Genomic DNA, 23,742 nt, shown 5'->3' with positions numbered 1-23,742 from the left:
CGGTGGGGCCCGGTCCGGTGGCACGGTCGGACGTGCCCGACCGCAGTGAGGCGACGGCCACTGGCGGCGCTCCAACGTTCGCCCTGCGGGGACCGGCGTGAGCGAGCGCTTGCGGGACCGTGCCCGGTGGACGCCGGCCGACCGCCAGATCGTCCGCCTCGCCGTCCCGGCCTTCGGCGCGCTCATCGCCCAGCCGCTCTACGTGCTGGCCGACACCGCCGTGGTGGGCCACCTGGGCACTCCCGAGCTGGCCGGACTCGCGGTGGCCAACACCGTCCTCGCCACCCTCTACGCGGTCTTCATCTTCCTGGCCTACGGCACCACGTCGGCGGTGGCCCGTCTCATCGGCGCCGGCGACCACCGCGAGGCCGCCCACCAGGCGGTGCAGGGGCTCTGGCTGGCGGTGGCCATCGGGGTCGGCCTGGCGGCCGCCGGCGAGCTCTTCGCGGAGCCCCTCGTCCGGGTGCTGGGGGCCGAGGGCGAGGTGGCCACCAACGCGCTGATCTACCTGCGGGTGAGCCTGCTCGGGGTGCCCGCCACCCTCGTCACCTTCGCCGGGGTCGGCTACCTCCGTGGCCTCCAGAACACCAAGGGCCCGCTCGTGGTGGCGGTCGCATCGGCGGTGTTCAACCTCGCGTTCGAGGTGGTCCTCATCTACGGCCTGGGCTTCGGCATCGGCGCCTCCGCAGCATCGACCGTCGTGGCGGAGTGGGGCGCGGCGGCGGTCTACGTGTGGTGGGTGCACCGGGCGGTGGCCACGCACCAGGTGGCGCTCCGACCCCACGCCCAGACCCTCGGGTCCCTGCTCGTGGTGGGCCGCGACCTGTTCTTCCGCACCGTCGCCCTGCGGGGGTCGCTGACGGTGGCGACCGCGGTCGCGGCCCGTATCGGCACCGCCGACCTCGCTGCCCACCAGATCGCCTTCGAGATCTGGTCGTTCCTCGCCCTGGCGCTCGACGCCATCGCCATCGCCGGCCAGTCCATCACCGGCCTGCGCCTCGGCGCCGGCGACGGCCCCGGTGCCCGGGCGGCGGGCCGGCGCATGCTCGAGTGGGGCGTCGTCGCCGGCATCGGCGCCGGCCTCCTCGTGCTGGTCCTCCGTCCCGTGCTCCCCGACCTGTTCACCGACGACCCCGCGGTCATCGCCCTCGCCACCTTCCTGCTGGTGTTCGTCGCCGTCCTCCAACCCGTCAACGGTGCCGTGTTCGTGCTCGACGGCCTGCTCATCGGCGCCGGTGACCTGCGCTTCCTCGCCAAGGCGATGGTGGGGAGCATGGTGGTCTTCCTGCCCGCCGCGGCCGCCGTCCTCGTGCTCGGCCTGGGCATCGGCTGGCTCTGGGCGGCGATCTCGCTGTTCATGGTCGCCCGGCTCGTCCCGCTGTCATGGCGCTTCCACGGCGACGCCTGGATCGTCCTCGGTCGCACCACCAACGGCTGACGACCCGCACACTTTGGTACTGCTGGCGCCTCATACGAAAGGATCAGACAAAGAGCTTGCGTAACGACTCGACATGCGCAAGGATCCACTTACGCCAGGATCGAGATGATCTTTGCGTAAGCGTGGGACGGCGAAAGGATCAGCACGCGTGCCCGAGCTCGTCGAACGGATCTGGGAAGGCGGCGGGTACGGCGCCCGTCGGGACCGGATTCCGTTCCGCTACCAAGCCTTCGTACCGGATCCGGTCGGCGACGCAGACCACGCCCTCACCGGTCGGGCGGCGGAAGCCGTTGCCACCGCCACGGCAGCGATCGGCGCCGTACAGCAACTCACCGCCGGACACGACCTCGAGGCGATCGCCGCGCCCCTGCTCCGAGCCGAAGCGCTCGGGTCCTCCTTCATCGAGGGGCTGCGCGCCTCCAACAAGCGGGTGGCACTCGCGGCCTACGAGCCGATCGCAGCGGACGGCGTCGCCCGAGCCGTCCTCGGCAACGTGCGGGCCATGGAGCGGGCGATCGAGATCGGCAGTGCGCAGCGGACGCTCACCGTCGATGACCTGATCGACATCCATCACACGCTGCTCGTTGGCACATCGGAGGAGCGGTACGCGGGCATCGTCCGAACGGATCAGAACTGGATCGGCGGACGAGGGCTCAGCCCGAAGGACGCGAGCTTCATTCCTCCGCCCGAGGGTGAGGTGCCGCGGCTGCTCCAAGACCTCGTCGAGCTGTTGAACCGCGACGACCTGCCGGCGGTGTCACAAGCGGCACTCGCCCATGCGCAGTTCGAGACGATTCACCCCTTCGGTGACGGAAACGGGCGGTCGGGCCGATGTCTCATCCACGTGGTGCTCCGGCGGCGGGGCGTGGCCCCGCTCGTCGTTCCTCCGGTCAGCGTCGTCCTCGCGACGAACGCTCGGCGATACATCGCAGGCCTCACCGATTTTCGGGAGGGTCATCACGATGACTGGGTCGGGGTCTTCGCCGACGCACTCACCGCCGCCACCGCGGCAACCGGCCGGTTGACCATCAAGATCGACGACCTGCTGACCGGACTGATCGAACGAGCCGGATCCCCGCGGACCGACTCGGTGGCGCGTCGGATCATCCTCGGCCTCCCCGCACAGCCCGTCGTCAGCGCCGAGACCACCGCCGAGCGGTACGCCGTCACCCCCACGGCGAGCCGAACGGCCCTGAACCGCCTGGAAGAGACAGGAGTGCTCATACCGACGAGGGTGGGCAGGCGCCGGAACCGTGAGTGGATCAGCGATGAGCTGTTCCAGGTGCTGGACGCCTTCGAGCACGAGATCGGCGAGACCGACGCGGGGACTGCACACCGACCGACGCCGCCGCCGACGAGACCGCCAGGACCGAGCTGATCATCGACCAAAGGGATCGATCGACCACAGGGCCGCAAGCGGTGGCGTCAGAAGGTCGTGGCGCAGTAGGGGGCGCGGTCGGTGCGGAAGAGCGCGTCGGCGCGGGCGGCGGCACCCGCGGTCAGCTCCTCCACCCGGCCCCCAGCGGCCAGGAGCGAGAAGGACACGCCGCCGAGGTAGGCGGCGCCGAGATCCGCCACGCCGAGGCGCAGGTCGGCGGTGCCGCCGTCGTCGCGGATGCAGGTCGCGCCGTCGGGGCCGCCCTCCAATCGGTAGCGGCCCGAGCCGGCCGGCCGGAAGGAGTCGTCGACCTCCAGCACGAGGCCGCCGTCGGCGGCGTAGCGGCGCTGGGCGAGGGCGGCGGCCACGTCGACCACCCGCAGCCAGAGCTGGTCCGTCCGTGACGTGACCGCGAGCTGGCGGGGCTCGACCAGCCACCACCGCAGCGGATCGTCCACCGGGCGCATGTCGGACCGGGCCCGCCGCACCAGGTCCAGGTCGAAGCAGAAGCGCCAGAGCGCCGCCTCGACCCCACCGGTCGACCCGATGAGCTCGCGCACCCGGACGACGCCCTGGAAGTTGCCGTGCTCGAACTTCGGCTCGCGCTGGTAGCTGGCGTAGCCGTCGACCTCGCCGGCGGCGTCCTCGTGGACGAGGTGGAAGGCCTCGCCGCCGCCCTTCCAGCCCTCCTTCGGGCCGAGCATGATGTCCCACCACGCGTCGGAGCGCGACAGCGACCCCGTGCGGGAGCGACGCCACCGCTCGTAGAAGGCCGGGAAGATCGAACGGGCCTCGTCCGAGCTCACGAGGTGGAGGCGCCCAGGCGGCAGCTCACCGAGGTACTCGGTGTGGCGGGTGTCGATCTCCACCGACACCGAGTCGGTGGCCAGGCCGTAGCCGAAGCGCCGGTAGATGTGGCTCTCCGAGGCGTTGAGCGCGGCGAGGGACCGGCCCCGCTCGGCCAGGTCGTCGAGTTGGCGCGCCAGCAGGCCGGTGAGCGCGCCCTGGCGGCGGTGGGTGGGCAGCACGGCGACGTTGCTGACGCCGCCGATCGACGTGATCCCTCCGCCCGGCAGGGTCATCTCGAACGTGTAGGCGCTGGCGCCGCCGACGAACCGGTCACCGTCGACCGCGGCGAAGCACTGGTCGTACTCGGCGACGGTCTGCCACTCGGCGAGGTCGTCGTCGGAGGGCCCCGCCGAGCCGAACCCGGCGGCGATGGTGTGGAAGTAGTCGGGTGCCTCTTCCTCGGCGACGCTGCGGATCTCGACGGCCACGCCCGTCACCCTGCCACGACGCCCCCGAACTGGCACCGGATTTCGGTGCCCTGGCACCGAAATCCGGTGCCAGAGGGGGTGGCCGGGGGCCACACCGGTGGATCAGATCCGACGCTTCGGCTCCCCGGAGGGCCCGGTGTCCGGACCGCGACCGGGGGTGGCCACCGGATGGCCGAGTTCTGGTCCCGCAGCAGGGGCGACGACTACCACGTCTCGGCGGCGCGGGCCTCCAGCACGTCGAGGCGGTCGAGCCACGCCGACATGGCGGGATGGGCGCAGGCGGCGCGGGCCGAGGCCACGAGCTCGGCGAACCTGGCGGGGTCGCCGGCGGCACCGAGGCGCAGCTCCAGCAGGGCCTCGTCGTAGTCGACGGCGGGCAGCAGGGCGATCGCCTCCTCCTCGGCCAGCACCCGGCGGGCTTCGGCGAACCACTCCCGGGCCTCATCGGGCCGGCCCTGCAGCGCCGCCACCCGCCCCAACGCCCAGCGGGCGTCCACCTCCCCATAGCGGAGGTCCGGCTCCAGCACCTTGGTGCGCAGGTTGGCCTCGAAGACGTCGAGATGGTCGGTGCGCTCGAGCACCCAGAGGGCCTCGATGGCGTCGCACACCATCAGCGGGTAGTTGATGGCCCAGCCGGGCGCCCGCTCCACCCCGACGAGGACCCGGTCGAGCTCGGCCGCGGCACCGTCCCCATCACCCGTGTGGGCGAGGGCCACGGCATTCGACCCCCGGATGGCCAGCGCCGCCCACCGGGTGGCAGGGAGGTCGAGGAAGGACGCATCGATGGCCGAGCCGGCGTTGCCCCGCACCCGAGAGACGAGCGCGTCGGCGGCGAAGACCTGAAAGGCGGCGTGGCTGTCCGGCGGCAGCCGATCGAGCAGCGTCAGCGCGTCGGCGAGATGCTCGGCCGCCTCCTCGTGGTCGCCGAGGAGGGTGTGGACCCGCATCAGCATCGCGCCGACCATCGCCCGCCCGGCCGGAGCGCCATCCTCGGTCTCTGCCTGGACCGCCAGCGCCCCGAAGCCGTCGGCCAGCTCACTCAGGTGGCCCGCCGCCCAGAGCGGCTGCCAGTCCGAGGCCATGTCGGTGCTCGAAACGGCGAGCATCTCCAGGGCAATCGGTCGTGACGAAGGCTGCAGGAAGAGGCCGTCCCGATGCTCGGGGGGCAACCGCTCGAACACAGCGGTCGCTTCGCGACGCGCCGGGCTGTCGACCGGGATGCCGGGTTGCTCCGGATCGGCGAAGTCCGCTTCCTGGAGCTCCTGGAGGCGGATCAGGAGCCAGGTGGGGTCCCGCCGGTCGGTCCGGAGCCAGCGTCGGGCCAGTGCGGCGAGCGCCCAACCCTCCTCGGCGCTGAAGGCGCCGATCTCGAGCCGCAGCGCCTCGGCGATCTGATCGGCGGCGGCGTCCGGACCGACGTGGGCCGCCAGCCAGGTTCCCATCTCCTCGGCTTCGGCCAGGAGTTCATCGCCCGAGCGGCCGGCGAGCACCGCAGCCTGGAAGTGGCCCACGCGAATGGCCCCCTCGCGCTCGTCGCCTTCACCGAGAAGCTCGAGGGCGACGGCCCAGGCGTCGGCGGCCTCGGCGTAGGCGTAGCGTTCGATGGCTGACTCGGCCGCCGCCACCGCGTACGGCACCCCCCGCTCGGCGCCCGGGAGCGCGGCGCTGCGGTACAAGTGGTGCGCCAGCGCCGCCGCCTGCTCGGGCGTGGGCTCGCCGACCACCGCCTTCTCCAGGGCCTCGGCCACGGCCCGGTGCAGGCGCACCTGGCGGCTCGGGTTGAGCTCGGCGACGAGGGTCTGGCGGAACAGTGCGTGGGTGAACACGTACTGGTCGAAGGTCTCGGTCGGGGCGAGGATGCGGGCGGCGAGCGCCTCGTCGACCGCGTCCAGGGCCTCGTCCTCGGACAGGCCCGCCACCTCCGCGGCGACGTCGACGGGGAAGCCGGCGTCGAAGAGGGCGCCGACGGCGAGCAGCTGGTTGGCTTCTCGCGAGAGCTGCGAGAGGCGCCGCCCCAGCACCTCCCGGATGCCCTCGGGGATCACGTCGGCCAGGTCGTCGGCCGCCACCCAGGCGCCGCCCTCGAAGCGCAGGCCGCCGGACTCGCTCAGATGCAGCAGCAGCTCGCGGAGGAAGAACGGGTTGCCGTCGGTCTGGCCCGCGAGCAACACCGCGAACTCGTGGGGCACCGCCTGTCCGGACACCTGCTCCAGGAGGGCGTGCACCTCGTCGACGGGCAGGCCGGCGAGGGCCAGGCGGGTCGGCTCGACCTCCCGCCGCAGGACGGGCAGCGCCTCGGACAGCGGGTGACGCCGGTCGAGGTCGGTGTCGCGGTACGTGCCGATGACCAACAGGCGCGTCCGCAGGGCTCGCCGCGACACTGCTCGGAGCAGTCCGATCGTGGCGTGGTCGGCCCAGTGCAGGTCGTCGAGCACGAGCACCACCGGCGCCGTCTCGGCGAGGCGGCCGAGCACCTGGGCCACCGCGTCGTGCACCCGGGCGGTTGCCTCGGCCGCGGAGAGCGCGGCCGGTTCACCCAGGTCGACGACCTCGTGCAACGCAGGGACGATCCGACCGAGCACGGCGCCGTCGGGGCCCAGGGCGTTGCCCACCTCGGCCGTCGGCGTGCGGCGCGCCCACGCCGCGAAGGCCTCGGCGAAGGCCCCGTAGGCCGTGGCCTCGCCGTCGTGACTGCCGCCCAGCAACACGAGCGCGGCCGGGTCGCCGCCTTCCGCCGCGGCGCACGCCTCGGCCACCAGGCGGGACTTGCCGATGCCCGGCTCGCCGGCGATCAGCACCAGTCCCCCGGCCCCCGCCGCGGCCGACGCGACGCGCTCGGCCAGCACGGCTTGCTCCCGCTCACGTCCCACGTAGGGCGACCGCGCCCGAAGGTCGCTCGTGGCCTCGAGCGGCTCCCAGCCGACGGCCAAAGCGTCCACCGGGTCCGGCAGGCCCTTCAGGTCGAGCGCGCCGACGGGCGTGAGCTCGTGGCCACCCCGGCCGCGGGCCAGCACCCTCACGATGTCGGCGGCGAGGATCTGGTCGGCCTCGGCCGCGCCGCAGAGCCGGGAGGCCTCGACCACCGGGACGCCGAACGTGTCGCCGTCCTCGACGGTGACGTCGCCGGCGGACAGCCCGACTCTTATGGCGAGCGCTTGGCGCTCCTTCCGGGCGAGCACGTCGACGCCCTGCTGCAGCGAGACGCCGGCGGACACGGCCGCCGCGGCCCCGGCGAACGAGGCCAATGCCCCGTCCCCCAGACCCTTCACGAAGGTGCCGCCGTGCTCGGCGATCACGTCAGCGACGAGCCGGTCGAAGCGCCGGCGCAGCTCCTCGGCGGCGTCCTCACCCAGGGCGGCGCGCAGCTCGGTCGACCCGACGAGGTCGACCACCAGGATCGTCGCCGTCTCCGTCCCCACGCCCACCTCCCCGGTCGCCCTGTGCGGAGGGTACCCGCGCCCGGTTCCCAGCGACCGGGCCGCTCAGCCGGTGGCGGACGAGCCGAGCTCAGGCCTGCCCGTGGCTCAGCCCGCCGCAGCCGCCGTGGTGTCGGTGGTGGCCGCCGGCTCGGGGCAGCGGTCGGCCTCGTAGGTGAAGAGCACGTAGGCGGACTGGGCGATGCTGCCGTCGGGGTCGATGGTGGCCGCGCTGGCGAGCGAGTCGAAGTTCTCGTAGTCGTAGCCCACCGCGTCGGCGTCCTGGCGGAGGGTGTCGAAAGCGGACACCACCGGCGTCACGAACGTGGACATGTCCGCCGGCGCCGTCTCGGTCAGCTCGCCCGAGGCCGTGGCCAGCGAGTCCCAGTCCGCTTCCACCTCGGCCGGCGTCGAGGCGGGGTCCGGCTCGCCCACGGCCACGTACGCGTCCTGGAAGTCGACGATGGCGGCGCAGAAGGCGGGGTCGCCGTCGCGGGGGACGGTGCTCTGGGTGGCGGGAGGCCCCGTCGTGGTCGACGACGCGCCGTCGGCGCCGCCGCCGCCGATGCTGGCGGCCACGCCGGCCACCAGGGCCACGACGAGGAGCGCGGCCATGGCGATGGCCGCCCAGCGGACGGCGGGGCGCTGGGCCACCGTCAGCCGGCCCGGCGCTGCTCGAGGAGGGCGGTGACGGCCTTGCCGTCGGCGTTGCCCTGGGTGGCCTTCATGACCTGGCCCACGAAGAAGCCCGTGAGCTTGCCCCGCGTCTTGTCGTCACCGGCCACGAATCGCTCCCACTGCTCGGGGTTGGCCGCGATGATGCCATCGACCACGCCGCCCAGGTCGTCGGCCGACAGGGCCTCGAAGCCCTTGGCGCTGGCGATCTCGGCGGGCGATCCGCCGCCGGCCACCATCTCGGCCAGCACCGTCTTCGCCTGGGTGGCGGTGAGGGCGCCGTCAGCCTCCATGGTCACCAGCTCGGCCAGGGCGGCCGGGTCGAGTGCCTCGGCGCCCTCGACGGCCAGGTTGTGGTCGGCGTGGGTCAGAACCCGCAGGGGGTCGGCGCCGGCGCCGATGGCGGCGAGGACGAGGCCGTCGAGGCCCCGCTCCACCACGAGGGCGGCGTCGGCCGGCGTGACGCCGGCAGCCTCGGCCACCGCGACGCGTCGCTCCGCGGGCAGCACCGGCACGCTGGCCTCGACCGACGCCAGCAGTTCGGCGTCGGGCACGAGCGGGACGAGGTCGGGCTCGGGGAAGTACCGGTAGTCGTACGCCTCTTCCTTGGACCGAAGGGTGTGGGTGCGGCCGTCGTCCTCGTCCCAGTGGCGGGTCTGCTGGACGACCCGCTCCCCCGCCTCGATGAGGTCGACCTGGCGGCGCGCCTCGTAGTCGATGGCGCGGCCCAGCGAGCGCAGCGAGTTGAGGTTCTTGATCTCGCAGCGGGTGCCGAATTCCTCGGTGCCCCTGCGCCGCACCGACACGTTGGCGTCGACGCGCATCGAGCCCTCTTCCATCTTGGCGTCGGACACCTCGACGGCGAGCAGCACGGCCCGCAGCTCGGCCACGTAGGCCTTGGCGTCCTCTCCCGAGCGGAGGTCGGGCTTGCCCACGATCTCGACCAGGGGCACGCCGGCGCGGTTGTAGTCCACGAGCGAGTGCCCGGCCTCGTGGATGCGACCGCCGCCGCCCACGTGGGTGGACTTGCCGGTGTCCTCCTCGATGTGGGCCCGCTCGATGCCGACCCGCTGGCCCGTCGGGAGGTCGAGGTGGCCCTCGACGTTGGTGGGCTGGTCGAACTGGGTGACCTGGTAGTCCTTCGGCATGTCCGGGTAGAAGTAGTTCTTCCGGGCGAAGGTGGATGGCTCGACGCTGCAGTGCAGGGCCCGGCCGAGGCGCATGGCGTACTCGACCGCGGTGCGGTTGAGCACCGGCAGCGAGCCGGGCAGGCCGAGGCACACCGGGCAGACGTTGGTGTTGGGCTCGGACCCGAACTGGTTGGGGCAGCCGCAGAACAGCTTGGTGGCGGTGGCCAGCTCGCAGTGGACCTCGAGGCCCACCACCAGCTCCCACCCGTCCGGAAGGGTCGACGTGTCGCTCATCGGGGGGCTCCTTCCTCGAGCACGGCCGCGGCCCGCAGCAGCGGCCCCTCGGACAGCGCCGGGCCGAGCAGCTGCACCCCGACGGGCAGGCCGTCGTCGCCGCTTCCGAAGGGCACCGAGACGGCGGGGTGGCCGGCCAGGTTCGACGGGATGGTGCAGATGTCGTTGAGGTACATGGTCAGCGGGTCGCTCACCTTCTCGCCCAGGGGGAACGCGGTGGTCGGCGACGTGGGCGAGAGCAGCAGATCGAACTGCTCGTAGGCGGCGGCGAAGTCCCGCAGGATCAGCGTGCGCACCTTCTGGGCCTTGCCGTAGTAGGCGTCGTAGTAGCCCGCCGACAGGGCGTAGGTGCCGAGCATGATGCGGCGCTTCACCTCCGCCCCGAAGCCGGCGGTGCGGCTGGCCAGGTTCATCTCGGCCGTGGTGGGGGCCTCGACCCGCAGGCCGTAGCGCACCCCGTCGTAGCGGGACAGGTTGCTCGACGCCTCGGCGGGAGCGATCAGGTAGTACGCCGACAATCCGTAGGTGACGGCGGGGACAGTGGCCTCGCCGACGGTGGCGCCGGCCGCCTCCAGGGCCTCGGCGGCCTGGCGGACCCGGGCGGCCACGTCGGGGGCGATGCCCTCGCCCATCAGCTCGCTGACGAGGCCGATGCGCAGGCCGGCGACGCCGTCGCCGAGGGTGGCCGAGATGGGCGGCAGTGCCTGCGGGATGGACGTGGAGTCCATGGCGTCGTGGCCGCCGATGACCTCGAGCACCCGGGCGGCGTCTGCCACCGTGTGGGTGAGGGGGCCGATCTGGTCGAGCGACGAGGCGAAGGCGACGAGGCCGTAGCGGGACACGAGCCCGTAGGTGGGCTTCAGGCCCACCACGCCGCACAGGGCGGCCGGCTGGCGGATGGAACCGCCCGTGTCGCTGCCCAGGCCCACGGCGGCGAACCCGGCCGCCACGGCTGCGGTGCTGCCGCCGCTGGAGCCACCGGGCACCCGGCTGGTGTCGCGGGGGTTGCGGGTGGGGCCGAAGGCCGAGTTCTCGGTGGAGCTGCCCATGGCGAACTCGTCGAGGTTGGTCTTGCCCACCAGCACGGCGCCGGCCTCGGTCAGGCGGGTGACCACGGTGGCGTCGTACGGCGGCTGCCAGCCCTCGAGGATCTTGGACGAGCACGTGGTGGGGATGCCCCGGGTGCAGAGGTTGTCCTTCAGGGCCACGGGGACGCCGGCCAGCGGGCCGGGGTCCTCGCCGGCGGCCACCCGTGCGTCGATGGCGTCGGCCGCGGCGCGGGCCTCGTCGGCCAGCACGAGGTTGAAGGCGTGGATCTCGCCCTCGCGGTCGTCGATGGCGGCCAGGTGGGCGTCGAGCACCGATCGGGCCGAGCGCGCTCCCGAGCGGACGTCCTCGGCGATGGAGACGGCGGTGTCGGGCGAGCCGGTGTCGGGGGCCATCAGGGCTCCTGTCCCAGCGCCGGCGGCACCCGGAAGCGGTCGTCCTCGACCGAGGGGGCCTGGGCCAGCACCTCGGCCCGGTCCAGGGTGGGGCGCACCTCGTCCTCGCGGAGCACGTTCTCCAGGGGGTACGGGTGCGAGGTGGGCGCCACGTCGGCCACGTCGAGGGCCTCGACGTCGGCGGCGTGGTCCAACACGGCGGCGAGCTGCCCGGTGAAGGTGTCGAGCTCGTCGTCGCTCAGGGCGAGGCGCGCGAGGTCGGCCACGTGGGCGACGTCGTCACGGGTGATCTTCTGGGGCACCCGTTGAATCTAGAGGGGTGCGCTCGCTGCGGGCCATGCGCGGCCCGCCCGGAGGTCAGGAAGCGGTCACCTTGTCGGCGAAGGCGACGGCGCCCTCCTCGATGAGACCCTTGTCGTAGTCGAGGGTGGCCACGTGGTAGCTGCGCTCACACGTGACGCGCTCCACCGCACCGGAGACGCTGGCGGCGAGGTGGTCGCTGTCGGTGGGCGGCACGACGTGGTCCTGCGGGCTGGTGAAGAGCAGCAGCGGGCATTCGATCTTCGCCAGCTCGGCGCCGAACTCGTCGGCGGCGGCGAACATGGACAGCAGAGGGGCCAGGGGCGCGCCCTCGTACGCCGACTCGGTGGCGTCGGGATCGGCGATGTCGGAGCCGATGCCCGGCATCACCGTCTCGCCGGCCTCGACCATGCCCGCGACCAGCGCCCGCACGTCCTCGTTGACCTGGGTGGCGGGGTTGACGCAGACGATGCCGGCGATCTCGGGGTGGTGCACCGCCAGCCAGCACGTGAGGGAGCCGCCCATCGAGAGGCCCGCCACGACGACCTTGTCGACCCGGGCGGCCAGGCGCTGGTACGCCTCCTCCGCGGCGGCCGACCAGTCGGCCCAGCCGGTGACGAGCATGTCCTCGATGGCGGTGCCGTGGCCCGGCAGCAGCGGCAGCTCCACGCTGTAGCCGGCGGCATGGAAGGCCTCGGCCAGGCCCCGCATCGAGTTGCAGTTGCCCGTGAAGCCGTGCAGCACGAGGGCGCCGTGGCCGTTGGTGCCGTCGGCCGACCAGGGCTCGGCGCCGGGGATGATGGGTGCGGTCACTGGGGTCCTCCCGCCAGGGCTTCAGGATCGAGTGGTGATCGATTGAGGATGGTACGGGGCGCGGTCAGGCGTAGGGGTCGTCGAAGGCCTGGGCGCCCCACCAGTCGTCGGGCGCCGGCGCCCAGTCGGGGTCGTCGACGATGCAGTTCACCGGGCACGGGTCGAGGCACTTCCCGCAGCCCGAGCACAGCTCGGGGATGATGATCACGTCGGCGTCGTGGTTGAAGATCGCCCCGAACTGCGGCGGGCAGTGGCGAAGGCAGGCGTCGCAGTTGATGCAGATCGACATGTCGATGCGCAGCGGCGCCGGCTTCCACTTGGGGTTGCGCTCGCGGTCGGCGATGCGCTCGGCGCGGTTGGCGGCGGCCACCGGGTCAGCGTAGGGGACCACGATGCGGGGCGAGCACGACCGCGCCCGAGCGACGAGGGCCGGGCCACCAGGATCCTTGACCGCCCGGTCAAGAACTGGACTAGCGTCTGCGCCCGACCGGACCCCCGTACGTCGAGGAGTGACACCGTGGCCAAGTACCCGTTCCTGAGCGCCGAGTGGATGGAAGAGGCGCACAAGATCCGCGAGGAATTCGCCGGGCAGACCGCCGCCCCTGCGCACGCGGTGCGCATGAACCAGATCATCACCGACGTGCCCTTCAGCGACGAGCCCATCAACGCCTACATGGACACCAGCCAGGGCGACCTCGAGCTCGACCTGGGCTCCCTCGAGAACCCCGACCTCACGGTCACGGTCGACTACGAGACGGCCAAGGCCATCTTCGTGGAGCAGAACCCGCAGGCCGGGATGCAGGCCTTCATGGCCGGCAAGATCAAGGTGCAGGGCGACATGACCAAGCTCATGGCCATGCAGTCGCAGGCGCCCGACCCGGTGGCCCAGCAGGTGGCCGAGCGGGTCAAGGAGATCACCGAGTAGCGGGCACCGCCGCGGCGTCACGGCCGGCGTCGCCCCCACGCGGGGTGCTGCGCACGAACGACGCGCACACGAGGGCGAGCACCGCAGCGCCCGCCCCGACGAGGTACGCGTCGCTGTAGGACGCGGCCTCCCCCACCACGTCGGCGCGCGAGACCTGCACCGTCTGCATGAGCTGGACGCCGGCCAACAACCCGACCTCGGTCATCATCTGCTGGGCGGCACCCACCACACCGAGATCGCGCTCGTCCACCGAGTTGGCGATGGTGGCCGCGGTGGCGGGGAGCGCGGCGCCCGCCCCCACGCCGGACAGCGCGAGCGCGCCCATGATGACCACGTCGCGCGTGCCGGCGCCGACCGCGGAGAGCGCGACCATCGAGGCTCCCACGAGGATCGCCCCGGTCATGGCCGAGGTGCGCTCCCCCACCCGCACGGACAGGTAGCCGAAGGACGGGCCGGCGATGGCGAAGGCCAGCGGGCGGGCGATGGACACGAGCCCCGTGCGGGTCTCGCCGTAGCCCAGCACGTTCTGCAAAAGCAGCGGGGTCAGGATGAACCCGCCCATGTAGGCGGCGTTGATGAAGACCTGGACCCCGATGGGAAAGGCGAAGTTCCGCCGGCGGAAGTACTCGAGCGGGATGAGCGGGTGCGCGGTCCGCCGTTCGACCCGCACGAAGAGCGCGAGGAGCACGGGCGCGACGACGAACGCCACCAGCACCGGGGTGCTGGTCCAGCCCGACACCGGGCCCCGGTTGATGGCGAACAGCAGCGAGGTGACCCCCACCGCCAGCAGCACCGAGCCGGCCAGGTCGAAGCCGTGGCGCTCGTCGCCCCGCTGGGTGTCGGGTAGCACGGCCGCAGCGACGGCCAGCGCGACCAGCATCAAGGGCACCTGCAGGACGAAGATCATCCGCCACGAGAAGGCCTCGACCAGCGGGCCGCCGATGACCACGCCGAGCACGGGGCCGCCGGCCATGACCAGCGACCAGTACCCCATGGCCTGCACCCGCCGCTCGGGCGGGAACGACCGGTTGATCATGGCCATCGACGCCGGCCCGGTGGCGGCGCCGATGCCCGCGGCCAGGACCCGGAAGGCGATCAGCGACCCGACGTCCCACGCCACGGCCGTGAGCGCGGCGAACACCGTGGCGCCACCGAGGCCGAGGAGGAAGATGCGGCGGTAGCCCCAGAGGTCGCCGAGCTTGCCCACCGACGGCCCGAGGACCGCGAAGGCGAGGACCGGGCCGGTGATGAGCCAGGTGAGGGTGGTCTCGGAGGCACCGAAGTCGTCGGCGATGGTCGGGATCGAGACGGCGAGGATGGTGATGGTGCTGCTGACCGCGAGCAGGCCGAACAGCGCCGCGAACAGGACGATCCACGGGCCGCGGTCGTGCTCCTCGATCCGACCCTGGACCCGGTGGCGCAACAGCAGCGGCCACGGGATCGAGCCCAGTTCGTCCGCTCCCGGCGCCTCGACGACCAGGTCGGCGTCGTGGTCGCGTGAGTCGGACGGGGCCATGGACCCCTCAGGCTAGGAGCGTCACCACCGTGTGCCGCCAAGCCACGGTGGGCTCAGTCCGCCGACCCGAGGGCGAAGAGGATGGCGGCGTGCTCGGCGACCCCGTGCTCGTCGCGGAGCGCCACCGTGATCGCACGGAGCTCCTGGTCGCCGTAGCGGGCCACGGCGTCGATCTCGTCATCCGACCGGGAGAGCGTGTCGCCACCCGACAGGGGCCCGAAGCGGGCCTCGCTCGCGACGCGCAGCGCCTCGGCAGGCCGACCCACGAGGTCCTCACGGGCGCAACCCAGCCCCTCGGGGACACCGGGCGAGCAGTCGACGATGGTGTCGCTGCGGTCGACCACCACCTCGTGCACCGTGGCCCCGGTGTCGAAGGCGCGGAGCCGCTCGACGGCCTCGGCCCGGTCGACCGGCCCGTCTCCGAGCACGGGGAGGCCCAGCACGTACTCGACCGGCGGTGGCGGCGGTGGCGGCTCGACGGGAGGCGGGGGCCCGCCGCCCCAGGCGGCCAGGTGGGCCTCGGGGTCCGATGCCGCGGCCCAGGCGCCGATGCGGTCGACCTCGGTCCGCCACACGTGGGCGTTGAGCTCGAGCCGGGCGAGCACGTCGTCCGACTGACGGCACAGCCGACGGTGGACCTCGACCAACTCGTCGGGGGGCAGGGCGGCGATGCTCGCGCTGGACGGGGCGTGCACCACCTGGACCGACACCTCGATGCCGCGGTGCTCCGCGAACTCGAGCACGTCACCGAACTCGTGGACGTTCTGGGGCATGAGGCAGAAGTTCCACCGGAGGCGGGTGCCGTTGCGGCGGGCGTAGCCGCAGAACCGGTCGACGTTGGTCAGCACCTCGTCGAAGTCGGCCCCCATGCGGATCGACTCGTAGGTCTCTGCGGTGATCCCGTCGATCGAGAAACAGAACGAGAACGGGATGCGGTCGAGCACCTCCACGACGCGCCGGTTCCACTGGGTCGCGTTGGTGACCACCTGGCAGCGGACGTGGGGGGCCACCTCGGCGAGCAGCTCCCAGGCCCGGTAGTTCTCGGCGCCGAGGAAGGGCTCCCCGCCGGCGAACTGGGCCTCGGTGAGGTGCGGCAGGAAGAGCGCGAGGTCCTCGAAGAACTCGTCGCCGTACACCTTGGGCAGCGGCGCCCGGCCCTCCCGGTGGATCCGGATCGACGAGGACAGGTCGCCGTTGCACTGGATGCACTGGAGGTTGCACGAGTTCGAGAGGTTGAACTCCATCCACCTCGGCCACGCCGCCGTGGCCGGGTCCCGTCGCAGGTGCCGTGCCTTCACGTCGAAGTGGCCGGGGAACGACGTGGCCCGGCCCTCGACCGACAGCTCCCACGCGCACGCCGAGCAGCCGTGGGAGAAGTCGTCGTGCGCGAGGCGGTCGACGAGGGTGGCCCGTCGTACGCCGTTCCAGATGTCGACGAGGCGCTCCTGCCCGAGGTTGCCGAGCGGGTAGGTGTCGTTCACGCAGCAGGGCCGGACGTCACCGTTGGGGAAGAAGTAGAGCTGGACGAGCGGCGCGTAGCACGCCATGTGCGGGGGCGGGGACAGTCGACGGCGGGCGCCTCCGGCCGCGCGCCGGACCCGGACCGGGATGCCACCGGCGCTCACGCCCAGGCCCCTCAGCCGGCCGGGGCGGCGGGTCGCGTGGCGAAGAGGAACCGGGCGTGGTCGGCGAAGCCGGTGGCGTCGCGCATGGCCACGATCGCGGTGCGGACCTCGAGGTCACCGAACACCGAGAGCACGTCGATGCGGTCGTCGCCCTCGCTCAGCATGCGCTGGTCGACGATGGCGCCGTGGGCGCGCTCGACCACCTCCTGCACCCGGGAGATCGGGGCGCCGGCCAATTCGCCCGCCGATGCCCCGAGGGCCGCGGCGGCCTCGTCCGAGCACGCCGTGATGATCTCGCCCGTGCCGATGTGCAGCACGTGCACGACTCCGTCGAGGCCGAACTCGCTGAGCTCGGCGCGGGCCTCGGTGTCGTCCTGCTGACGGTCGGCCCACTTGGGGAAGGCGAAGGGCCCGGCGTCGGCGACCCCCCAGAGGGTCTCGTGGTCGGTGCCCGGGTCGTGGCCGTCGAGCCAGGAGCCGACGCGGGCCACCTCGGTGGTCCACACCCGCGCATTGCGATCGAGCTTGGACAGGATCTCATCGGACTGGGCGAGCAGGGACTGGTGGATGGCGGCGATCTCGTCGGGAGCGAGGCGGGCGATGCTGCAGTGCTCGGGGTAGTGCACGACGCTCACGTTGACGCTGATGCCGCGCTCCTCGGCGAAGACGAGCAGCGGCCCGAACTCGTGGTGGTTCTGGGCCATGAGGCAGAAGTTGATGCTCACGTGGGTGCCCACGCGCTCGGCGTAGGCGCAGAAGCGGTCGACGTTGGCCATCACGGCGTCGTGGTCGGCCCCGTGGCGGACGGCCTCGTAGGTCGTGGCGGTGATGCCATCGAGCGAGAAGGTCGGCGCGACGCGCACCTTCTCGAGCACGGCCTCCACCCGCTTGTTCCACTGCGTCGCGTTGGTCACGACCTGCACCACGAGGTCGGGCGCCACCTCGGCGATGAGGTCCCACGCCCGGAAGTTCTCCGGGCCGAGGAAGGGCTCGCCCCCGGCGAACTGCACGGTGCGGAGGTGCGGCAGGAAGAGGGCGAGGTCCTCGAAGAACTCGTCGCCGTAGACCTTGGGCAGCGGCGCCCGGCCCTCCCGGTGGATCCGGATCGACGAGGACAGGTCGCCGTTGCACTGGATGCACTGGAGGTTGCACGAGTTCGACAGGTTGAACTCCATGGCACGGGGCCACGCCGCGCTGGCGGGGTCCTCGGTGAGGTGGGAGGCCCGCGTCTCGAAGCTCTGCGGGTACGACCCGTCGCGTCCCTCGGTCTCGATCTCCCACTTGCAGCCCTCGCAGCCGTGCGAGAAGTCGTCGTCGGCCAGGCGGGCCACCAGCTCGTGGCGGCGGGGCCCGTCCCAGATGTCGGTGAGGCGCTGGGTGCCGACATTGCCGAGCGGGTAGGTCATGTTCCGGCAGCAGGCCCGCACGTCGCCGTCGGGCTGGAAGTAGAGCAGCACCGACGGGGCGTAGCAGGCGGAGTACGGGCGGCCCTCGCCTGGGGGGCGGCGGCGGCGCACGGCCCTGCGCACCCTGACCGGGACCAGCTGGCGGAGCTCGGACGCCATCGCCCGAGACTATCGGCCGACCCACCCGCAGGGGTGGGGCCGCGATCCTCGAGGGTTGATCAGTCGTCGGCGTTGGCGCCGCGGCGTTGCGTCACGAGCACGATGCTCGCGCCCCGGTCGACCTGGAGGCCGGCCGCGGGGTCGGTGCCCGTCACGACGCCGTTGGGCGGGCCCTCCACGCCGTCGACGACGAGCCCGGCCGCCTCGAGGGTGGCCTGTGCCTCGGCCACGGAGTCACCCGAGACGTCGGGGATGATCACCGGCTGCGGGCCCCGGGAGACGATCACCACGACCTCGCTGTCCCGGGGGACCAACGCCCCGCCGGCCGGGCTGGTGCCGATGACCTGCCCCTCGGGCACGGTGTCGCTGTAGTCCTGGCCCCGGACGGCGACCAGCTGCACCTCGGCGAGCCGGGCGGAGACCTCGTCGAAGCTGAGCCCGGCCGCGGCCATGCCCTCGGGCACGGCCCGGGGCCTCGGGCCCTTCGACACCACGAGCGGCACCGGGGATCCCGCCGGGACCTCGTCGTACACCAGTGACTCGCCGAGCACGATGCCGGCGGGCACCAGCTCGCCCCACTTCTCGCTGACGGCGCCCGGGCGGAGCCCGACCGCCTCCAGCGCGGCGGCGGCCTCGCCCTGGGTGAGCCCGCCGAGGTTGTCGGGCACGGGGACGAGCTCGGCGCCTCGGGACACCGTCACCGTGAGGGTCTGACCTTCCCGCAGCTGCTCGCCGACGGCGGGGTCCTGGTCCACGATCTCGCCCTCCCGGGTGCCGTCCTCGCGCACCTGCACCCGCTCGACATCCCACCCCTTGCCCTCGACGAGCGCGCCCAGCTCGGACACGTCCAGGCCCGCCAGCTGCGGGACCTCGTGGCGAGGGCGCAGCAGTTCGCGCACCGACAGCGCCGCGGCGAGCATCGCCAGCACCGCCACGAGCCCGACGCCCACGAGGACCGGCCTGGACCAACGGCGGCGGGTGCCGGTGCGCGCGAGGGGTGCGCCACCATCGGTGTGATCGCCACCCGCACGCGGCGCCGGCGAGGTCGCAGCGGCTGCGGCGTGCTCGTCGAAGTGACCACCACCGAAGTCGTCGCTGTGGTCGTAGGGCTTCGCACCGGACGGGCGCACCGTGACCGGGGCCGCCGGCGCGTCGGCGTCGTCCGCCGGTCCGGTGTCGACGTCCGCCTCTTCGTCGGCGTCGTCCTTGCGACCGCGCCCTTCGATGGCAGTGCGGGCCCGCCCGACGAGTGCGCCCAGACCCGCGGCCGGCGCGGCGTCCTCCACCACGACGATGTCGTCGCCGTCTTCCGGGAGATGGGTGGGGTCGGGGTCGACGAAGGGCTGCTGCTCGACCGCTGGGAAGGCGCCGGCCAGCGGGAGTGGCTCGGCGGGATCGAGGCCTTCGGCCAGTTCGGCCAGGGTGTCGCGCAGCTGCGCGGCGTCCGGACGCTCGTCGGGGTCGGCCCGGCCCGCCCATTCGAGGACCTCGGCGAGTGGCCCCAGGTCGGCGCTGACGGACAGGTCGGCGTCCACCCGGGCGCGTAGGGTGCTGAGGGTGGTGTCGGTGGCGAACGGCACGTGACCGGTGACCGATTCCACGAGCACGAGGGCCAGGGAGTACACGTCGCTCTTGCCGGTGGCGGCCTGGCCGTTGGCCTGCTCGGGGGAGGCGTAGCGGGCGGTGCCGAGCACGGCGCCGGACGGCTCGGTCCACGCCGCCTCGGCGAGGGCGCGCGCCACCCCGAAGTCGGCGATGCGCAGGCGACCGTCCTGGAGGCCGAACAGCAGGTTGGCGGGCTTCACGTCGCGGTGCACGAACCCCTGGCGGTGGGCGAAGTCGAGCCCCCGCGCCGCACCCAGGCCGACGTCCACGGCCTGGGCCACCGTGAGGCGGTGACCGAGGTCGAGCAGGGCCCGGAGGCTGCCGCCGTCCACGAACTCGGTGACGAGGTACGGGCCGTCGTCGCTGCCCGAGTCGAAGAGCTTCACGATGTTGGAGTGGTTGAGCTTGGCCGAGGCCTGGGCCTCGGCCCGGAAGCGGCGCAGGAAGGTCTGGTCGTCGGCCAGGGCGGGGTGCAGCACCTTGACCGCCACGAGGCGGTGGAGGCGCACGTCGTCGGCCAGGAACACCTGGGCCGACGAGCCCGTGCCGATGGGCGCCTTGAGGCGGTAGCGCGAGCCCAGGACCCGACCGATCTGGTCGGTCATCTGGGACAGCAGCACGAGGGCGATGGTACCGGCTGGGTTTTCGCGTTCTGTGGACCCACAATGGGTGCGTGACCACCGGTCCTGGATCCACCGCCTCCCGAGACACCCGCCCGCGGAACGCGCTGCGGCGCATCGTGTTGACCCTCCTCGTGCTGGGGGCCCTCGCCGGGCTCGTGGTGGCCGGCCGGCTCACCGTCCGCAACGGGGGCGCCGACGACATCGCCATCACCGGCGGGGACGACGCCGTCGAGGCCCTCATCCCCGGCCGGGACGCCGAGACCCTCAGCCAGACCGAGATCGGCATCGACCTCGCCGCCGGCTGGACGGGCACGCTCCGGTTGAACGGCGAGGAGGTCGACGCGCAGCGGGTGGACGCCCTCAACCAGCTGCTCTACCGGCCGCCGGACGGCCTCGACTCGGGCCGCAACTGCGTCACCGCGGCGATCTACCGGTCCTCCGAGTCGCCCGAGTCGGCCCGCGACGTCACCTGGTGCTTCGAAGTCACCTGATCACCTGATCCTGCGCTGCCGCGGCCAGGGGTGAGCGCACCCGGGTCAGCCGGGTAGCTCGCCCGTCTCGAGCAGCTGCACGAACGCGGCTTCGTCGAGGATGGGGATGGCGAGCTCCTCGGCTTTGGTGAGCTTGGACGCCCCCGGGCCCTCTCCCACCACGACCGCGGTGGTCTTCTTGGACACGCTCCCGGGCGACTTGCCCCCGCGTGCCGTGATGGCCTCCTCGGCCCCGTCGCGGGAGAAGCCCTCGAGCGTCCCGGTGACCACGACCGACTTGCCCTCCAACGTCTGCGGCAGCGACGGCGCCGCCGGGCCCTCGAAGTTCACTCCTGCCGCCCGGAGGCGCTCGACGAGGGCCCGGTTGGCCTCGTCGGCGAAGAAGCCGTGCACGCTCTGGGCGATGATGGGCCCGATGCCCGCCACGGCGGCGATCTCCTCCTCGGAGGCGGCGAGGAGGGCGTCGAGGTGGCGGAAGTGGCGGGCCAGCACCTGGGCCCCCGCCCCGCCGAGGTGGGCGATGTTGAGGCCGACCAGCAGGTTGGCGAGCGGACGGTCCTTGGCCGCCTCGATGGCCGCTTGCAGGTTGTTCACCGACGTCTCGCCGAAGCCCTCGAGCTCGCGGATGCGGTCGAGGTCGAGGGTGAAGATGTCGGCGATGTCGCCGAGGATCCCCAGCTCCAGGAAAAGGCGCACGGTCTGCTCGCCGAAGCCCTCGATGTCGAGGGCGCCGCGGGAGGCGAAGTGCTCGATGGCCGTGGCCCGCCGCGCGGGGCACGCCAGGTTCACGCAGTAGGTGGCGGCCTCGCCCTCCAGCCGTTGTAGGGGCTCGCCGCAGACGGGGCACTCGGTGGGGAAGGTCCACTCGGGCAGGCCGGCGGGCCGATCGGCCAGCACCGGGCCGACCACCTCGGGGATCACGTCACCCGCCTTGCGCACCACCACGGTGTCGCCCGGACGCACGTCCTTGGCCTTCACCTGGTCCTGGTTGTGCAGGGTGGCGAGGCCGACGGTGCTGCCGCCCACGAACACCGGCTCGAGCTCGGCGAACGGGGTGGCCTTGCCGGTGCGACCGATGGACACCGAGATGTTCCGCAACGTGGTGGTGCGCTCTTCGGGCGGGAACTTGTAGGCGATGGCCCAGCGCGGCGCCTTGCTGGTGAAGCCGAGCAGCTCACGGGTGGCCAGGTCGTCCACCTTCACCACCACCCCGTCGATCTCGTAGGGCAGGTCGTGGCGGTCGGCCTCCCACCGGCGGCAGAACGCCAGCACCTCGTCGAGGGTCGAGAGGGTGCGGATCTCGGGGTTCACGGGCAGGCCCAGCTCACCCAGCCACGCGAGGGTCTCGCTGTGGCGGGTGAAGGTGGGCCCGCCGTCCACCTCGCCGAGCTGGTAGGACCACCACGACAGGTCGCGGCTTGCGGTGACACCCGCGTCCTTCTGGCGCAGCGACCCCGCCGCCGAGTTGCGGGGGTTCACGAACAGGCGGGCGCCCGCCTCGGCCTGGCGGGCGTTGAGGGCGGCGAAGGCCGCCACCGGCATGTAGATCTCGCCCCGCACCTCGACCACCGCCGGCGCTCCCCCGGGCAGCTGCTCCGGCACGGTCGAGAGGGTCGCCACGTTGGGGGTGACGTCCTCGCCCACCTTCCCGTCCCCCCGGGTGGCCGCCTGCAGGTAGCGGCCCCCCTCGTAGCGGACCGACACCGCCATCCCGTCGATCTTCAGCTCGCACACGAAGCCGATGGCCATGTCGCCCTGTCCGGCTTCGTCCTCGTCGGTGCCCCGCTCGGCGGCCAGACGGCGCTCGACCCGCGCACCCCAGGCGAGCAGCTCGTCCGCCGAGAAGGCGTTGTCGAGCGACATCATCGGCTGGCGGTGCACCACCGGGGCGAAGAGCGCGGACGGCGCGCTGCCGACGCGCTGGGTGGGCGAGTCGGGGGTGACGAGCTCGGGGAATTCTTCCTCGATGGCGCGCAGCTCGCGCACCAGCGCGTCGTAGTCCGCGTCGGAGATCTCGGGGTCGTCGAGCTCGTGGTAGCGCTTGTTGTGGTGGTCGATCTGCACCCGGAGGGCGTCGACCTGGGCGGCGATGTCGGCCAGCTCGGGCATCGGCGTCAGGGTAGAGCGCGCCGGGCGCCGGCGGTCAGGCGCCGGCGGTGAGGCGGACGCCCACGGCCTGGTCGTGCAGGCGCTGCGCCACGTTGCGGGCCAGGGAGAGCACGTGGGCGGCCTGGGGCTCGCCGTGCAGCGCCAGCCCGCAGGCCGGCGTGACCATCGCCTGGGTCCGCAGCAGCACGGGGTCGCACCCGGCCCGGACCATCTCGCACCACAGGTCGCACAGGTGGCGCCACAACCGGTCGGCGGTGGTGCCCAGGGGGCCGTCGGTGGGGACGGCGCCCCAGGCCACCCAGCCCCCACGGTCGAGGAAGCTGCCCAGGGTGCCGGCGAAGTCGCCGAGGCCGGCGTCCACCGGGGCGGACAGCACCTGGGGCCCCGCCTGGAGGACGAGGCGCCAGTCCGCGTTGCCGCAGCAGTGGAGCCCCGTCACCGCGTGAGGCTCGATGGAGGCGAGCGCACCGGACACGAGGTCGACCGCCCGATCGGGCTCGATCGGGAACCCCGGGTGCATGCAGCTGGCGAGACCCGGCTCGTCCACGAAGACCAGTAGGGGCGCGTCGGGCACCTTTCGCGCGGCGAGGGCCAGGAGGGCTTCGGCCCGGGCCCGGACCGCGGTGCCCGCCGCCATGAACGCCCGTTCCGCGTCGAGCCCGGCGGCGTGCAGGGCCAGGCCGAGGGTGACCGGACCGGTCAGCTGGAGCTTCACCCACCCGGTGCGACCGGCGACGGCGTCGAGGAACACGCGCAGGCCGAGGAACGGGGCGCCGGACAGGTCGGCGTCGGCCGGGGGCGCCTCCGGGTCGATGCGGTCGAGGACCAGGTCGAGCGAGCCGTCGTCGGCGACGGTGACGCCCGGCATGCCCCAGGCGGCCTGGGCGATCATCCCCTCGAGGGGCGAGCGGCGCGGGAGCGACGGCGCCGCGGGCAGCCACCCGTGCTCGTCGAGCACCAGGGCGACAGCCTGGTCGGGCGCCGTGTGGGGCAGGCTGCCGATGGAGGTGGCCGCGCCGACGGGCAGGTCGATGGCCCTCATCGGCTGCGTCTCGGTTGACTCACGATGCTTGTGTCCCCCACGAAGAGAGCTTCACCTTCCGGGCTGGCGCCCGTTCCC

The 23,742-nt window shown here is 73.0% G+C and carries 18 protein-coding genes; 4 read left to right on the top strand and 14 right to left on the bottom strand.

Features of this window, described 5'->3' with window-relative positions; translation table 11 throughout:
• The first annotated feature begins 97 nt into the window (after nt 1-97).
• Both JNK12_23000 and JNK12_22995 read left to right on the top strand, forming a co-directional pair.
• Nucleotides 98-1,438: an MATE family efflux transporter gene (locus tag JNK12_23000; protein ID MBL8778817.1), complete on the top strand. Its 1,341-nt coding sequence runs from the start codon at nt 98-100 to the stop codon at nt 1,436-1,438.
• Between the two features lie 148 nt (nt 1,439-1,586).
• On the top strand, nt 1,587-2,816 hold the full coding sequence (locus JNK12_22995; protein MBL8778816.1) for a Fic family protein: 1,230 nt from the start codon (nt 1,587-1,589) through the stop codon (nt 2,814-2,816).
• 47 nt (nt 2,817-2,863) lie between these two features.
• Here JNK12_22995 and JNK12_22990 read toward each other — a convergent pair whose 3' ends face one another.
• From JNK12_22990 to JNK12_22955, 8 genes are all read right to left on the bottom strand, one after another.
• Nucleotides 2,864-4,093 (bottom strand): GNAT family N-acetyltransferase, encoded by a 1,230-nt coding sequence (locus tag JNK12_22990; GenBank protein ID MBL8778815.1) that lies wholly within the window; start codon nt 4,091-4,093, stop codon nt 2,864-2,866.
• 203 nt (nt 4,094-4,296) lie between these two features.
• Entirely contained in the window at nt 4,297-7,512 is a 3,216-nt protein-coding gene (locus JNK12_22985; GenBank protein MBL8778814.1) for an AAA family ATPase, read from the bottom strand.
• A gap of 105 nt (nt 7,513-7,617) precedes the next feature.
• A complete protein-coding gene (locus tag JNK12_22980; GenBank protein ID MBL8778813.1) occupies nt 7,618-8,163 on the bottom strand; it encodes a hypothetical protein in 546 nt (181 codons plus the stop codon).
• Nucleotides 8,164-8,165: 2 nt separating this feature from the next.
• On the bottom strand, nt 8,166-9,608 hold the full coding sequence (gatB, locus tag JNK12_22975) for an Asp-tRNA(Asn)/Glu-tRNA(Gln) amidotransferase subunit GatB (GenBank protein ID MBL8778812.1): 1,443 nt from the start codon (nt 9,606-9,608) through the stop codon (nt 8,166-8,168).
• Nucleotides 9,605-11,050, bottom strand: a complete 1,446-nt coding sequence (gene gatA, locus JNK12_22970; GenBank protein ID MBL8778811.1) for an Asp-tRNA(Asn)/Glu-tRNA(Gln) amidotransferase subunit GatA — start codon at nt 11,048-11,050, stop codon at nt 9,605-9,607. Before gatA ends, gatB begins: the two co-directional genes overlap by 4 nt.
• Entirely contained in the window at nt 11,050-11,340 is a 291-nt protein-coding gene (gatC, locus tag JNK12_22965) for an Asp-tRNA(Asn)/Glu-tRNA(Gln) amidotransferase subunit GatC (protein MBL8778810.1), read from the bottom strand. The genes gatA and gatC overlap by 1 nt, the downstream gene beginning before the upstream one ends.
• 67 nt (nt 11,341-11,407) lie before the next feature.
• Nucleotides 11,408-12,163 carry an alpha/beta fold hydrolase gene (locus JNK12_22960; protein ID MBL8778809.1) on the bottom strand — a complete coding sequence of 252 codons (756 nt, stop codon included), beginning with the start codon at nt 12,161-12,163 and terminating at the stop codon, nt 11,408-11,410.
• A 64-nt stretch (nt 12,164-12,227) separates the two neighbouring features.
• Complete coding sequence (locus tag JNK12_22955) at nt 12,228-12,452, bottom strand: 4Fe-4S binding protein (GenBank protein MBL8778808.1); 225 nt, start codon at nt 12,450-12,452, stop codon at nt 12,228-12,230.
• 228 nt (nt 12,453-12,680) lie between these two features.
• Here JNK12_22955 and JNK12_22950 point away from each other — a divergent pair, with 228 nt between their 5' ends.
• Entirely contained in the window at nt 12,681-13,088 is a 408-nt protein-coding gene (locus JNK12_22950) for an SCP2 sterol-binding domain-containing protein (protein MBL8778807.1), read from the top strand.
• On the opposite strand, the gene JNK12_22945 is transcribed toward JNK12_22950, so the two are convergent.
• From JNK12_22945 to JNK12_22930, 4 genes are read right to left on the bottom strand one after another with little or no spacing between them, the layout of a single operon-like run.
• Nucleotides 13,078-14,604, bottom strand: a complete 1,527-nt coding sequence (locus tag JNK12_22945) for an MFS transporter (GenBank protein MBL8778806.1) — start codon at nt 14,602-14,604, stop codon at nt 13,078-13,080. The genes JNK12_22950 and JNK12_22945 overlap by 11 nt on opposite strands.
• Before the next feature lie 53 nt (nt 14,605-14,657).
• Nucleotides 14,658-16,229: an SPASM domain-containing protein gene (locus JNK12_22940; GenBank protein MBL8778805.1), complete on the bottom strand. Its 1,572-nt coding sequence runs from the start codon at nt 16,227-16,229 to the stop codon at nt 14,658-14,660.
• An 11-nt stretch (nt 16,230-16,240) separates the two neighbouring features.
• Nucleotides 16,241-17,794 carry an SPASM domain-containing protein gene (locus JNK12_22935; protein MBL8778804.1) on the bottom strand — a complete coding sequence of 518 codons (1,554 nt, stop codon included), beginning with the start codon at nt 17,792-17,794 and terminating at the stop codon, nt 16,241-16,243.
• Nucleotides 17,795-17,853: 59 nt separating this feature from the next.
• Complete coding sequence (locus JNK12_22930; protein MBL8778803.1) at nt 17,854-20,019, bottom strand: PASTA domain-containing protein; 2,166 nt, start codon at nt 20,017-20,019, stop codon at nt 17,854-17,856.
• Between the two features lie 53 nt (nt 20,020-20,072).
• On the opposite strand from JNK12_22930, the gene JNK12_22925 reads away from it, so the two are divergent.
• Nucleotides 20,073-20,513 (top strand): hypothetical protein, encoded by a 441-nt coding sequence (locus JNK12_22925; GenBank protein MBL8778802.1) that lies wholly within the window; start codon nt 20,073-20,075, stop codon nt 20,511-20,513.
• A gap of 45 nt (nt 20,514-20,558) precedes the next feature.
• Here JNK12_22925 and ligA read toward each other — a convergent pair whose 3' ends face one another.
• Together ligA and JNK12_22915 are read right to left on the bottom strand one after the other, a co-directional pair.
• Nucleotides 20,559-22,622 (bottom strand): NAD-dependent DNA ligase LigA, encoded by a 2,064-nt coding sequence (ligA, locus tag JNK12_22920; protein MBL8778801.1) that lies wholly within the window; start codon nt 22,620-22,622, stop codon nt 20,559-20,561.
• Nucleotides 22,623-22,656: 34 nt separating this feature from the next.
• Entirely contained in the window at nt 22,657-23,664 is a 1,008-nt protein-coding gene (locus tag JNK12_22915; protein ID MBL8778800.1) for a hypothetical protein, read from the bottom strand.
• Between the last annotated feature and the right edge of the window lie 78 nt (nt 23,665-23,742).

It is taken from the genome of Acidimicrobiales bacterium, from assembly GCA_016794585.1.
Lineage (GTDB): Bacteria > Actinomycetota > Acidimicrobiia > Acidimicrobiales > DATDAH01 > JAEUJM01.
This window is presented reverse-complemented; position numbering and strand designations above follow the sequence as displayed.